This is a genomic window from Nitrospira sp. (assembly GCA_016788885.1).
In the GTDB taxonomy this organism is placed as follows: Bacteria; Nitrospirota; Nitrospiria; order Nitrospirales; family Nitrospiraceae; genus Nitrospira_A.
Genome location: JAEURX010000015.1, coordinates 1 through 12681, shown reverse-complemented (window position 1 = coordinate 12681; position 12681 = coordinate 1). Strand labels below are relative to the sequence as shown.

At 60.1% G+C, this 12681-nt stretch carries 11 protein-coding genes; 3 read left to right on the top strand and 8 right to left on the bottom strand.

What is annotated here, in order from left to right; genetic code table 11:
- Positions 1 to 33: 33 nt before the first annotated feature.
- Positions 34 to 888, top strand: coding sequence for a hypothetical protein (locus tag JNL86_04365; protein ID MBL8042133.1), 855 nt, complete (start codon positions 34 to 36; stop codon positions 886 to 888).
- 148 nt (positions 889 to 1036) lie between these two features.
- Here JNL86_04365 and JNL86_04360 read toward each other — a convergent pair whose 3' ends face one another.
- The 7 genes from JNL86_04360 to JNL86_04330 all read right to left on the bottom strand — a co-directional run bounded on the left by JNL86_04360 (position 1037) and on the right by JNL86_04330 (position 10989).
- On the bottom strand, positions 1037 to 1384 hold the full coding sequence (locus tag JNL86_04360; GenBank protein MBL8042132.1) for a DUF2294 family protein: 348 nt from the start codon (positions 1382 to 1384) through the stop codon (positions 1037 to 1039).
- A 105-nt stretch (positions 1385 to 1489) separates the two neighbouring features.
- A complete protein-coding gene (locus tag JNL86_04355) occupies positions 1490 to 1687 on the bottom strand; it encodes a hypothetical protein (protein MBL8042131.1) in 198 nt (65 codons plus the stop codon).
- Positions 1688 to 1979: 292 nt separating this feature from the next.
- A complete protein-coding gene (locus tag JNL86_04350; protein ID MBL8042130.1) occupies positions 1980 to 3386 on the bottom strand; it encodes a sigma-54-dependent Fis family transcriptional regulator in 1407 nt (468 codons plus the stop codon).
- Between the two features lie 54 nt (positions 3387 to 3440).
- Positions 3441 to 5447, bottom strand: a complete 2007-nt coding sequence (locus JNL86_04345) for a PAS domain S-box protein (protein MBL8042129.1) — start codon at positions 5445 to 5447, stop codon at positions 3441 to 3443.
- A gap of 98 nt (positions 5448 to 5545) precedes the next feature.
- On the bottom strand, positions 5546 to 5869 hold the full coding sequence (locus JNL86_04340) for a P-II family nitrogen regulator (protein MBL8042128.1): 324 nt from the start codon (positions 5867 to 5869) through the stop codon (positions 5546 to 5548).
- 73 nt (positions 5870 to 5942) lie between these two features.
- Positions 5943 to 9287, bottom strand: a complete 3345-nt coding sequence (locus JNL86_04335; GenBank protein ID MBL8042127.1) for a DUF2309 domain-containing protein — start codon at positions 9285 to 9287, stop codon at positions 5943 to 5945.
- Between the two features lie 34 nt (positions 9288 to 9321).
- Positions 9322 to 10989, bottom strand: a complete 1668-nt coding sequence (locus JNL86_04330; protein MBL8042126.1) for an NADH-quinone oxidoreductase subunit L — start codon at positions 10987 to 10989, stop codon at positions 9322 to 9324.
- 373 nt (positions 10990 to 11362) lie between these two features.
- On the opposite strand from JNL86_04330, the gene JNL86_04325 reads away from it, so the two are divergent.
- Together JNL86_04325 and JNL86_04320 are read left to right on the top strand one after the other, a co-directional pair.
- Positions 11363 to 11629: a transposase gene (locus tag JNL86_04325; protein ID MBL8042125.1), complete on the top strand. Its 267-nt coding sequence runs from the start codon at positions 11363 to 11365 to the stop codon at positions 11627 to 11629.
- Between the two features lie 23 nt (positions 11630 to 11652).
- On the top strand, positions 11653 to 12222 hold the full coding sequence (locus JNL86_04320; GenBank protein MBL8042124.1) for a transposase: 570 nt from the start codon (positions 11653 to 11655) through the stop codon (positions 12220 to 12222).
- Positions 12223 to 12224: 2 nt separating this feature from the next.
- Here JNL86_04320 and JNL86_04315 read toward each other — a convergent pair.
- Positions 12225 to 12681 (bottom strand): transposase (locus JNL86_04315; protein ID MBL8042123.1); only part of this gene is annotated, 457 nt, incomplete at its 5' end.

Genomic DNA, 12681 nt, shown 5'->3' with positions numbered 1-12681 from the left:
TCTGCGCGACACCATAACAAAGGAGACATCGTGATGATCGGGAACAGATACTTTCGACTCCCCCTTCACTACCAGCAGGCCGCTATGACCGTGGCGGCCACCTCGTTGGCCGGGATCATAGGCTTCACATCGGCTATGGCGGGAGAACAGGCGTCACAGGCACCGAAGGACAGATCAAGCCAGCTGCGGGAAGACGCCGACACGTTGTTGAAAGGCAACCGTTCGGTGCTGGCGAAGATCCTGTCTATTACGTCCGACCAGATCAAGGTCGACGTCGGAGAAGTACAACCTCGTTTCCTTCCCTTGAAGCAGGCAAACCAAAAAAGATTTGCTCCCCTCGCAGAGGGAGATGACCTCATTGTGGTGCTCAACGAACAAAATCTCTTGGTGGATTATCATCCCGTGCAGGGGGAGTTGAGCTCACACACGGTGGTGCGGGGAGAAGTCTCGCAATACCTGCCGATCGGCCAGGAAACGGTCGTCGTGCGATCGGCCGGTGAGGAACGGTCTTATCAGATTCGCTCCCAGGCGCGCAGCAAAGTCGCCGCGATCCCCAAGGGGGCCACGGCCGTTTTCCTGCTGGACGAAACCAATCAAATCGCTGATGTCGCCCTATCCACTCGGCAGGACGGCCAGCATCAGGATGCCCGCCACGGCTCGCTGTCGCCGATCAAGGGCGCGCACAAACGGGTCGACGGCACCATCGTGACCCCGCTGACCGCCGATACGATTGTCCTACGTACCGGAACGCACGGTGAACAGCCGTTTGAAATTCGAGACACGACTCGTCACAAATTAGAATCGCTTCAGAAGGGCGACATGGTGATTCTGTTGATCGATACCGACAATAAGGTCATCGATGTGGCGATTCCGCCACGAAATCAATGAATGAGAGGGCGCAGAATGGGGGAATGGTGGCGCGCTGCAAACGATCGCGTACCGGCCGGCGAAGGCGAAACCTGTCAACGATTTGGATGATCCGCGTCGGCGCTCTCTCTGCCGGGGTTCAGCGGGCGGCCTGCTGAACGGAAGGGTGTTAGAGATTGATCGCGATATGGCTCCTCCCGGAGACCGGGTCGAGACTGGTCACCATCGTCCGCACTTTGCGATCGACGACGCGTTCAATGCGCTGCATGAGCACCTCCTGACAAGAGGTGAACAGGGCCTCGTGCACTTGCCGGAGCAGCGCCCGTCCCTCCTCGGATTGAGCCAAGCGCGCTTCGGCAGGCACCGTTCCAATCCTAGTCAACGTCACCTTGATGATGTCCTCAGACAATTGGACGTCGACATGCGAATAAGTGGATTTCATGAACTCCGTGTGAAAGTTCAGAATCGCCAGCATGACGGCATATTCGAGATCAGCGGGAGTACGAGCCTGCGCCATCGTCCATCCTTGAGAGTTCCCGGTACCGGGGCCGATCAGACGGGGGCGTTTCCCGGCAGTGAACGGCCCCTCTGCCAAACGCCCCCAACGACTCCTTCGCCACGTTCAGACCGAGGTCACGACGGCCAGTCTGGCCCGATCTCCCAATGGCTCCACCCGTTCACGACGGTGCTTGAGGATCACAGGGTCGACAATATCGCCGCACATCAGACAGTGCATCGCGTGAAATTGTTGGCCTTGCGTTTCCTGAAAGTGATCATAGAGTTCCTGATACATCGGACTGTTGCATCGCAAGCAATTCATACCATCTCCGTGGTGTAACCGGTGGTGTGGGACTGCACGTACTCATCTCACAGGAACAGGGATGTGCAAAGGCCGGTCCAGCTTCATGGTTCACCGGGGTCGACTGAGGAAAGACACTTTCCACAGAAAATGCGGCGCTGCGGAGAGCCTAGTGCGGGATACACGGACCACGAGGGTAGCAATGACGTGTGCGCGCGCACGGGCAGTTGTGCGCGCGTGCGCCGGCACTCACAGATGACCATCATCCAGTCGTGTTGCAAGGAAAGGCGAGAACTCGAGGGCTGAGCGTGAACTAGGCCCGAGGCTTGCGGCGACGATCCAACATCCAGCGGGTCACACCCAGTTGTTTCGCAGCCAAGGTCTTGTTGCCACCTGAGCGTGCCAGCACTTCCCCGATGATCCGGTCCTCCAGGTCGGCCAGGGATTGCATGCCGACCTGGAAACTGATGTGAACCTGAGTGGGGTCAGCCGATCCCTCACCGGGTGTGGGAACGGCCGGGTGGCTCTGCAGGGACGGCAAGACCGCCTGTTGGACATCTGCGGGAAAATTGGCCGCCTCGAGCGTGGTCCCGGCGCAAAACAACACGGCCCGTTCGATCAGATTGCTCAGTTCCCGCACGTTGCCGGGCAGGGAATAGCCACGGAGCAAGGTTTGCGCGCTGGCACCCAGGGTTCGCACCGGTTTTCTCAGCGCCAAGGCTGATCGGGTCAGAAACTGTTCCGCGAGGGGGATAATGTCCTCCCTCCGGTCGCGAAGGGGCGGCACCGTGAGTGTCACCACATTGAGGCGAAAGTACAGATCTTCACGAAACTCTCCCTTGGCCACCGCGTCCTTCAGATTCCGATTCGTCGCAGCCATCACGCGCACGTCGATCGGGATGCTCGCCGCCCCTCCGACCCGCCGGATCGTCCGTTCTTCCAACACCCGAAGCAGTTTTGCCTGCAACGGCAACGGCAGGTCGCCGATTTCGTCGAAAAAGATCGTCCCCCCCTCGGCCATCTCCAGCAGGCCGCATTTCCTGCCGGTCGCCCCGGTAAACGATCCCTTCTCGTGGCCGAACAGCTCGCTTTCGAACAGCTCCTGGGGAATCGACGGGCAATCCACCTCCAGGCAAGGTTTCCCCACGCGCGCACTGTTGTAGTGAATTACGCGCCCCATATACTGCTTACCGGTTCCCGTCTCGCCCTGCAACAACACCGTCACCCGATCGTTCTTGATCAGCTCCCTCACCTGCGCGAGAAAGTGCTGCGTGACGGGACTCCTGGCGATCACACGATCCAGCGCGTACCGCGCGGCATCCTGGCCACTGTGCAACTGCACCTGCCGTTGGAGGGTCAGGAAGTCAGTCGCTCGCCGCAGCGTATGCAGGAGATCGTCCATGTCGATGCTTTTGGCGACGAAATCAAAGGCGCCCAATTGCATTGCCTCTACGGCATCTTTCACCGTCCCCCTCGCCGTCAACACAATGACCGGAAGCTCCGGCGACAGCTGCTTCACCCGGGTCAGCACATCCAAGCCCGACAGATTCGGCATCACCAGGTCCACCACGAGCACATCCGGCTCAAAGGTCCGCAGGAGACTCAAAGCCTCCTCTCCCGATTCAGCCGTCTGCACCACATACCCCTGATCGCGCAGTCGCAAGGCAAACGCCTCGCGAACCGACACCTCATCTTCCAGCAATAACAGTTGCCACGCCATGCTAGGACACCTCACGTTCGAGCTGAGCCGCACCACCCCATTGATTCACATTCATCATCGCTCGATTCCTCTCGACGCGTCGTGCCTGACCGGAAGCCACACAGAAACCACGGCTCCTTGCCCCGGCGGACTTTCAATCACGAGCTGCCCGTGATGGCGTTCCACGATGTCCCGAGTGATGGTCAACCCGAGGCCCACGCCCTTCGCCTTCCCATTCGTGAAAAACGGCTCGTAGATGCGCTGCAAATCCTCAGGCGCGATGCCCTTCCCTCCATCGGCGAGACGCATCAACACGCCGGGAGCGCGCCGGACCTCCGGAGTGAGCGTCGCATGGACCTGGCCGCCGCCCGGCATCGCATCGATGGCATTCATCACAATATTGAGGCAAACCTGCAGGATGTGAGCCCTCGAAGCCTCAACCGCAGGGAGGTCGGAAGAGACCGCGGTCCTGACCACGATCTGATTCTTTACCAGATTCGGACGAAGCAGCGTGCAGGTATCCTCCAGCACCGAGGCCAGGTCGCAGGCGGCAATGTCGAAGGGCCTTGGCCGTAACTGGCTGAGGTGCGATTCGAGGAGTTCGTCGATCCGCGCCGCCTCCCTGGCGATCAACCGGCAACGGTCACGGGCGTCCTGCGGCAGGGTGGTTTGTTCGGCCAGGTGCGTGGCCAGGCTCCCCAGGCCGATGAGGGGATTCCGCACCTCATGCAAGATCCCACCGGCCAATTGTCCGACGAGTTTGACTTGTTCGGTATGGCGCAGGGCTTCCAGCATTTGTTCACGCTCACTGAGGTCGGTCAGAATCGCCATGAAGTATTGCGTGGTGCCATCGGAGGCCTTGACCGGGCTGACACTTTCCCAGACCAGAAACTCCGAGCCGTCTTTACGACGATTGACGAACCGTTCCACAAATGGATGCCCGGCCCGGATCGATTGCCACAGCCGCTCATAAAATTCCGGCGCATGTTTCCCCGACTTCAGAATCACCGGACGCTGCCCCAAGGCCTCTTCGCGCGTCCATCCGGTCATGCGCTCCATGGCCGGATTCCAGTCGACGATGGTTCCGGTCGTATCCGTCATCATCACGCCGTCCTGCGCGGACAGGAACAGGCGATGATAAAAATCCATCTGCGTCTCTTCATGCCGCCGGCGCTCCAACACCGTACCGACCGTGTTCGCCATCGTCGAGAGGAATTCCTGCTCCTGCTGGGTGAACCGGCGTACGCGCTTGGAATGGGCGGTCATGACCCCATAGACCCGGTCTTCGACCAGCATCGGCACACACATGCCGGCGACCGCGCCATGCTCAGTCAACAATTTGGACGCGGAAAACCGCGTTTCCCTGCGAAGATCCTCTACCACCACCGGCATGCGTTCCCGAATCGCGTACCCGGCCTGCGAGTGGGTCCCGCCTTCGATGGTCAATTTTCCGATGAGTTCATCCCGCAGACCGCTTCCCGCCATGATGTAGAGATGGCCGTCCGGTTCTCGTGGGATGAGGATTTTGCAGAGCTCCACCTCCAGGGCAGTGGCCGTTTCCTTCACGGCCTCATTCATCAGCACCTGGGCAGATACGCCGCTCACGCCGAGCGTCCCGATGCGCGCCAACACCGATTGAAATCGCGCCACCTGCGCGGCATCCTGGGCGAGCCGCACCCGCTCCGTAACATCCTCCAACACCATGAGCACGCCGCGCTCACCTCGATAAGGCACGACATTGAAACGGCAGTCGTAATGCAGGGACCGTCCGTCTGGGGCAGCCAGGTGATACTCCACGCTCTTGCGCGCGCCCAGATCTCGTTCGTTCCACGCGATGGCGTCGTCCAACAGCCGCTTCCGCAGCGTAGGCTCCTGTGCCGCCCCGCCGGAGACGACGCTCTCGACCAGCTCTGCAAATTGAGAATTTTCGAAAATGAGAAGGCCCTTGCAGACGAAGCAGAGCCCGCCGTGGATACAATCGCTGAGCCACGCCAACACTTCAGCGGCAGCGATCTCGGACGTGACAGGTCTGGAGGTTTTGGAGCGGCTGCGGTGGGAAGAAGCCATCAACGTCGTGCTCATCCCTCATGCCAGGTCATTGAATGGCACGCCCGGGCGTGCACGGTCAGTATACCGGGCAGCCCCGAGCCCGTCGAGAGGCGGAGACCGAGCCTCCGACTCTATCGAACGACGAAATGATCCCGGCGGGTCACGGAGACGTCGCTGACAAACATCGCACCCGAATGTTTGTGGAACACCGGCCCGAGCCCCGCCAGAATCGGCTCGATACGCTCCTCCGGCACCACGGTAAAGACGATCACCTGGCTGCTGGTGTCGTCGAACAGCAAGTGCCCTTCATGAAACCCGTGATGCCCCTTGCCCGATACGTTGTTGATGATCGTGTACCCGGTCGCGCCCACCCGGTCGAGTAGACTGGTCACGATTTTCAGGTGTTCCCCTTCGATGACAATTCGAATCTCTTTCATCGGATGCAGCGTCAACATACTCCGCCCCCTTCCTCCCCTTTAGTTCTGTCGTGCCAGATTCAATACCATCAGGCGCCCTCGCCGGCATCGGCTACGGACGCGTCGTCGTCGAATCCCGCTCCACAGGCACAGACTCCACGACCTCGCAGGCCTCGCCGCCAGGATGTGCTTCGACCTTCACCTGTCCATTGACATTATCTGAACGCACCGTCCGTTGGTCCGGCTCTACCGCCACCGGTTGCCAGCCCTGCATGATGTCATAATGATAAAAGGTGGCTTCGTTCGGCTCGCACACCACCAGCGAGACCCACTCGTTATGGAACAGCCGCTCGAGACTGGGATGGGTGGCAATCACCGCTTCCACCCGCTCCCTTGGAGCCTCGATCACCGCGAGGAGCCGCATCGGTTCGTGATAGGGACGCGGCCCGTCCAGCACAGTCTGAGCAGGAAGCCCGAGCCGAAGGTCACTGCTTGCTCCACTCATCACCCCTACCCGCCCGACGATATTGTGATAGACCTTGCTCCCACTGCCGTAGACTTCGTTGTCGACGGTCGAGAAATAGTGCTCCATGTTGATCCACTGGGCCACGATGAGCGGCGCCGTCATGATGGCTTCCAGGAGTTTCCCCGAGTCATCCTGTCGGTAATCGTAGGAATGGAGGAATGACCGCCCTTGGAGATTCAAGGGTCGCGTGAGGTCTCGCCGCCCGATGATGAGCAAATTATTTTTCGACAGCCCCCACTCCGGACGCACCTGGGCCCAGTCCACACTTCTCCGGCTTGCCCTGATCAGTGAGTCCTTGCGCTTCGACGAGGCAACCGTCCCCTCCAATGCCAAGCCCCGTTCGTGCGCCGCCTGCTCACCCGCCTCTCGAAGATCGTCCAACAACCGCACCAGGTCCTTCCGATGTGTCGCAGGGACATCCTCTAAATCGACGATGCGGACATCGTTCCTGGTCGTGTCGTGCTGCGCGGCCACAAAGTGTGTATCCCCTGGAATCTTGAGACCGCGCGACTCCAAGACCTTACGAACCGCTGGATTGTTTGCCATCGAGGCAAAGGCGCGCGCGTTGGGCAAACCGCTGTTCCCTCCGCACGCGCCGCAGTCCAACGCCGATTCATACGGATTGTTGTCCGAGGTGCTGCCGTGGGAACACATGACCACCAGGCGCGCAAACCCCGAGGTGAATCCCATCAGTCGAAGCGCTGCTTCCACACCATAGGCCTGCTCGGAGACCGAAAATCCATGGTGAGTGATGCGTTGGAGACGGGAGGACATGCCTCGCGGCGTCAGCGTGTAGTCACGACGGAATCGCTCATACAAAGCTTCGACTTGGGCAGCCGTGGTTCCCAGACTCTCCGCGACCTCTCGCTTGCCCTGGTCGTCCTGATTCTCTATGGCGCCGAGCCTGATGTTATCGATCAACGCGGGCGTGATCGCGGACCCCAGCTCTGGAAACTCCTGCCGCAGCGCGGCGCGAATGGCGGCGCGCTGTTCCACCGCCACCATTTCCTGCGCCTCTTCGCGGCTCAACCGATCGATCGTGAGGGTCGTCGCCAACGGCGGCAACCACAGTCCCTTCAACCACGTCGTGACGCGGTGATACCAGAGCGGGAAGAGTGTTTTCCCAAAGAACGGCACGCTGAAAAACCAGCCCAGGGCCTCCACCATCACATACGGCGTAATGACATTTTCTTTGAGATCGTGGAGCAGATGATGGCCTGCGTGGCTGAGTTTGGCAAATAGCCGATGCCGACTTGCCGCCGTGCCATGGTAGCTGCGCGGGATTTCGCGGATATGATTCTTGGGCTTCAAGAGCACGGGCGCATGCGTCACCGGAAGCTCTTCGCCGAAGGCCTGATACTTCACAGGGATACCGAAAAATCCGGCGACGCCCAATGTTTCATAGCCGCCGAGTTGTTCAAGGTGTCGGCGGAATACTTCAGAGCGGACGTCGATGCAAAACACCAGTTGGGCGAGCGGACGCGCAGGCGCACCAGTCGCGGGGCGACCATCGCTGTCGCGCAACTGCCTGGCGATTCCGCTCAATTGTCCCACCACATCCAGACGCTGTCGCGTTTCAAACGCCTCCAGCCACCGTTGGCTCTGTTGTCCGACCGGAAATCCATCCAGCCAATTCAGCACGGTGAACACATCCGCAGGAGAGGTCTGAGGCACCAAGTTCTGATCGACGCCCAGGGCGACAGCCAGCGCCGACAAGCGTCGCGCATCCCGCTTCAGGATGTCGGCACCACGCAGGCCGGCGCTCTGCTCATATACCTGCCGCCCGAAGCGATTCCATTCCTCCTGACTGGCGTGCGGGTGCTGTCGAGTCCAGACCTGCACGTCGGAGGCGACCGCTGCCGCCAGCCTTCCGCCCACCATCTGCCGCCTCAACCAATGGCCGTAAGGAGCCTGCTCGATGTAGCCACGGACAGCGTCAAACTGTCCCGCGAGACCCAACCGCTGCCGGCAGCGCAGATCGACGAACTCACGTTCGTAGAACAAGCGTACCGCCAGATACTTCACGAGATCGATGGGATACCGTGTCTGCCAGGGGTAATGCGGTTCCTCAGAACGCCACTTGATGTACCCGGTCCATCCGGGAAGGGCGGACAGATGTAAGGCGAAATACGATTCCCACGCCGGCTTGGGAATGCCCATCGCCGCCAGACTATGGAGCACCGCTTCTTCGGGACGATCATCCATCGCGTCGATTTTTTGCGCGACATCCATCACTCCCAGCAGTCGTAACCCGGCATCGTACCGGGCCAGTCGTTTCCAGGAGCGATAAAACGTGTGCTGCCGCTCGGGCATGACCCATGAGGCTTCGCCCTCGTCCAGAAACACTCCACACCATTTCACCATCTGCTCGTTGATGTCCGACACGATCGACGTGCCCAAGGTGCGATCGCACCAGCCCGACAGGGTCTCCTGTGAGCACAGATCGAGCGGTTCCCAGGGAAGGAGCGATTCCGTCTGGATGGTCTTGGCCTCATCGGCCAAAGAGGCAAGCCAGGCCACAATCTGATCCGTTGCCCCATCCGTGGCCTGTGCCTCGAGGGACGGATCGCCGAGCCCATGCATCATGGACAACCGCAACAACTCCAGGTGGGACAATTGGCGACCGGCAAACGTCACCTGCCGGTCTCCGGCAAGCGGTGTCAGCACGTGGGTCAGATCTTCCGGACGGATACGGCCCTCCGCCACATACCGGCGATAAAGCGCACCCGGCAGATAGCCTTTGCCCCCGAGCAGTTGTTCGCCCCGCTTCACCGCCTGATCGAACGGCAGCTCCTCCAGGCCATGCAACGGGTTGTGGTGGATGAACGTGCGCATGGGCCAGTAGGAGGCGATGGCCTCTCCCGCCAGTTCCACGTGAGACCGCAATTCCATCCGCTCTGCATCGGTGAAAGTGCGTCGTTCAAGTGCCATGCCTGTACTCCATTGCGGTCCGGTCCCCGGCGAATTACCGGCGGAACGCAGCTCGACCGATCACGCGAACCAAATCTTCAACATAGAGGCCATTCAAGAACATGACATAGGCCCGTGCACGCAACTGATCCATCCAGGCCGGCATCAGCAACTTGACGCCTTTGGCCTTGCCGTAAATCATGCCCCACGCAGCCAGGATGAACATCACCGCTAACCCCACCACCGCGTCAAATAACGTACGATTCCATTCGGCCGCGCGCATGAAACTCGCCGCAGCATCATGGGCCGGATACAAAAAATGGGTAAATGCCTCGCCTGCCCAGAGGTAGGTGAGGCCGATGACCGTCAATGCCCCAAGCATGGTCAACGAGACAGTCCAGGAGGCCCCGGTGTGGAGTCGGTACAGCGTGAACATCGCTTGCGACGTCGTGACCCACCCGAAGAAGAGAAAAATCACCGCCCCCTGCGCATCCTGCAAGGGAATGCTGACGACGCCATGCGCAACGAGCAGGATCACCAACGGCAACACCAACGTCGCAACCACACCGGTCGTCCACGTCATGGGTGAAAAACTATGGGCCTCATCCACCTGGGCGGCCGGGGGTAATTTGAATTCCGTCCGCGCCTTGTGGATGACCGAGCCGGAATTGAGGAACAGGGTAGCCTTGAAGAGGCCGTGCGCACAGAGATGGAACACCGCCAGGGCAAATGCACCCAGCCCGCACTCCATGACCATATATCCCATCTGTCCCATGGTCGAGTACACGAGCCTGCGCTTCACGCTGGTTTGCGTCAGCATCGCGGTGGCGCCGATCAAGGCTGTCACGCACCCGATCACAAACATCAGATGCAGCGTCGTGGGAGCCAATCCGAACAGCGGAGCAAGGCGATTGACGAGAAAGCCGCCGGCGTTCACGATACCCGCATGCATCAAGGCCGAAACCGGCGTCGGGGCCTCGATCGTGCCGATCAGCCACAGGTGAAAGGGAAACTGCGCCGATTTCGTCATCACCGACAACAGGAGTAACAGGGTCGCGACCAGGGCCACGTCCAGATCCGTCTGCATGCCCGGCCAGAGGGTCAACGTCGCAGGATTGGCCTGCAGGCGAGCAAAGAGTTCGGTCAGATCCAGCGTGCCGGTCGCGCCATACAGGGCCAACAGCGCCAAGAGAAAGGCGAAATCCCCGAGCCCCTGAACCCAAAAGGTCATCTGGCCGGCTTCCCTGGCCGGACGACTCGCCGGGTTGCAGACGAGCAACGACGCGAGCAGCCACGTCACCAAATGCCAGCAGACGAACATCCACAACAGATTGCCGCTGCTGACCAGGCTCAGCAACACGGAGGTGAGACCACCCAGAAATACAAAGAAGCGGATGTAGCCTGCGTCGCCTACCATGTATCGCTCGGAATACACATGGATGATGAGACTGACCAGGCTGATCAACACCATCATGACCCCGGCCAGGCGATCGATGAGAATCGTATAGGCCAGGGCTCCCGAGGACGCACCCAGGATGGTTAAGCGGATCGGGTCTCCATACAGCACCACCGCCAGGGTTACCAACGACGTCAGCGCCGAGCACCAGAGCGCTCCGACGCCGAGGCGTGCACTGCGCTCACCAAGCTCCCGCCAAAACAGGCCGATGAGCAATGTGCCCAGCAGGGGCGCAAAGATCGTCACGAGTGGAAAAATTGCTTCCATAATGCACAGGTCTCCGAAGCACGCAGTTCTTGCGCCGCGTCATCAGCAAGAACAGGGCCTAACGCGACAACAAGAACGAAACCCTGTGAAATCCAAGAAATGAGCGAATCAGTTAGGTCCCTGCAGAGGAAGAAGATCGTCTCCGGTCGCGGACAACGTGCATCTATGCACAGCCGTGCATATGCGCACGACAAGCGTACTAAAATCAAGGACGGGACGGAACATGGCGCTGAACCAAGAGTCCCGCCTCCATCAGTGAGAGAGGTCACATACAGAGCAACCGCGATGAGCGTGACGTCCTCCCAGAAAACTGGACCAGCGAAAACTAGAAACGTGTGTTAGCCTGACAGCCCTCCAGAGGAAGGAGGAGGGCATGAAGAAGAGCAAGTTTTCGGAGGTACAGATCGCCGCGGCGCTGCGGCAGGTGGAGGCTGGAGCGCCGATTCCCGAAGTCACGCGAGCGCTTGGGATCAGTGAAGCGACGTACTATGTCTGGCGTAAGCAATATGGCCAGATGGCGATCGCGGAGATCCGGCGGCTGCGGCAGCTGGAGGAGGAGAACCGCAGGCTCAAGCAATTGGTCGCCGATTTGACGCTTGATAAGGTGATTTTGCAAGAGGTGCTCGCAAAAAAGCCTTGAAGCCCGCGCGCAAACGCGCTCTGGTGCGAGAGGTACTAGGGCGGCATCCCATCGGGGTGCGACGAGCGTGTGGGCTGGTCACGTTGAATCGGGCGTCCTGGTACTACCGCCACAGCCGGCGCGATGATAGTGCCCTCCGGAGACGGTTGCGCGAATTGGCTCACGCCCGTCCCCGCTTCGGGTATCTCCGGCTGCACGTGATGCTGCGACGAGAAGGCTGGCTGATCAACGGCAAGCGGGTCCGTCGACTTTATCGCGAAGAAGGGCTGGCGGTGCGGCTGACACATCGACGGAAACGCGCCAGTCCGCTGCGGGTAGTCCCGTCGGCTCCGACGCAGGTGAACGAACGATGGAGTATGGATTTTGTCGCGGATACACTACTGGACGGGCGGCGGTTTCGCGCACTCACGGTCGTGGATAACTATAGTCGGCACAGTCAAATAATCGAACCAGACTTCACCCTGACCGGGAAGAAGGTGGTCGCCGCCCTAGAGCGAGTGGCAAAGCCGTGTGGATACCCGAAGATCATCACCGTGGACAATGGGAGCGAATTTACCTCGAAGGCGCTGGATGCCTGTGTAGTGCTCCCTTGAAATCAAGCCACCTGAGTTACTTGTTGCGTCCGATATTGGATCGGGCTCCGATAGCCCAAGGCCTGATGCGGGCGCTCCTGGTTGTACCACTGCATCCACTCTCGAATGACGCGTCGCGCGTCCTCGAACGTCCGAAACACGTGCTGCCAGACACACTCTTCTTTGAGACTGCGGAAGAACCGTTCGATAATCCCATTTTGTTCCGGCGTATGGGGCGTGATGAACTCCTGCGTCAGCCGATAGTCCCGGCAGGCTTGTCGAAACCGCCGACTCTGAAAGATGAGGCCGTTATCGCTTCGCAAGACTGGCGCCCCCACAGGCCGCAGCGTCCCAAACCGGGCCAGGCAGGCGGCTTCCACGGCGCGCTCGGCCTCCTTCGCCCGACTCCGCAAGGCGAACTCGTACCCAATCACTTCCCGATCATGACAATCGATCACCGCCGCCAGATGGGCCCAGCCG

Coding starts and splice junctions, on each gene's coding strand:
- JNL86_04365 (MBL8042133.1), top strand. CDS start 34: ATGATCGGGAACAGATACTTTCGACTCCCCCTTCACTACCAGCAGGCC.
- JNL86_04360 (MBL8042132.1), bottom strand. CDS start 1,384: ATGGCGCAGGCTCGTACTCCCGCTGATCTCGAATATGCCGTCATGCTG.
- JNL86_04355 (MBL8042131.1), bottom strand. CDS start 1,687: ATGAATTGCTTGCGATGCAACAGTCCGATGTATCAGGAACTCTATGAT.
- JNL86_04350 (MBL8042130.1), bottom strand. CDS start 3,386: ATGGCGTGGCAACTGTTATTGCTGGAAGATGAGGTGTCGGTTCGCGAG.
- JNL86_04345 (MBL8042129.1), bottom strand. CDS start 5,447: ATGAGCACGACGTTGATGGCTTCTTCCCACCGCAGCCGCTCCAAAACC.
- JNL86_04340 (MBL8042128.1), bottom strand. CDS start 5,869: ATGTTGACGCTGCATCCGATGAAAGAGATTCGAATTGTCATCGAAGGG.
- JNL86_04335 (MBL8042127.1), bottom strand. CDS start 9,287: ATGGCACTTGAACGACGCACTTTCACCGATGCAGAGCGGATGGAATTG.
- JNL86_04330 (MBL8042126.1), bottom strand. CDS start 10,989: ATGGAAGCAATTTTTCCACTCGTGACGATCTTTGCGCCCCTGCTGGGC.
- JNL86_04325 (MBL8042125.1), top strand. CDS start 11,363: ATGAAGAAGAGCAAGTTTTCGGAGGTACAGATCGCCGCGGCGCTGCGG.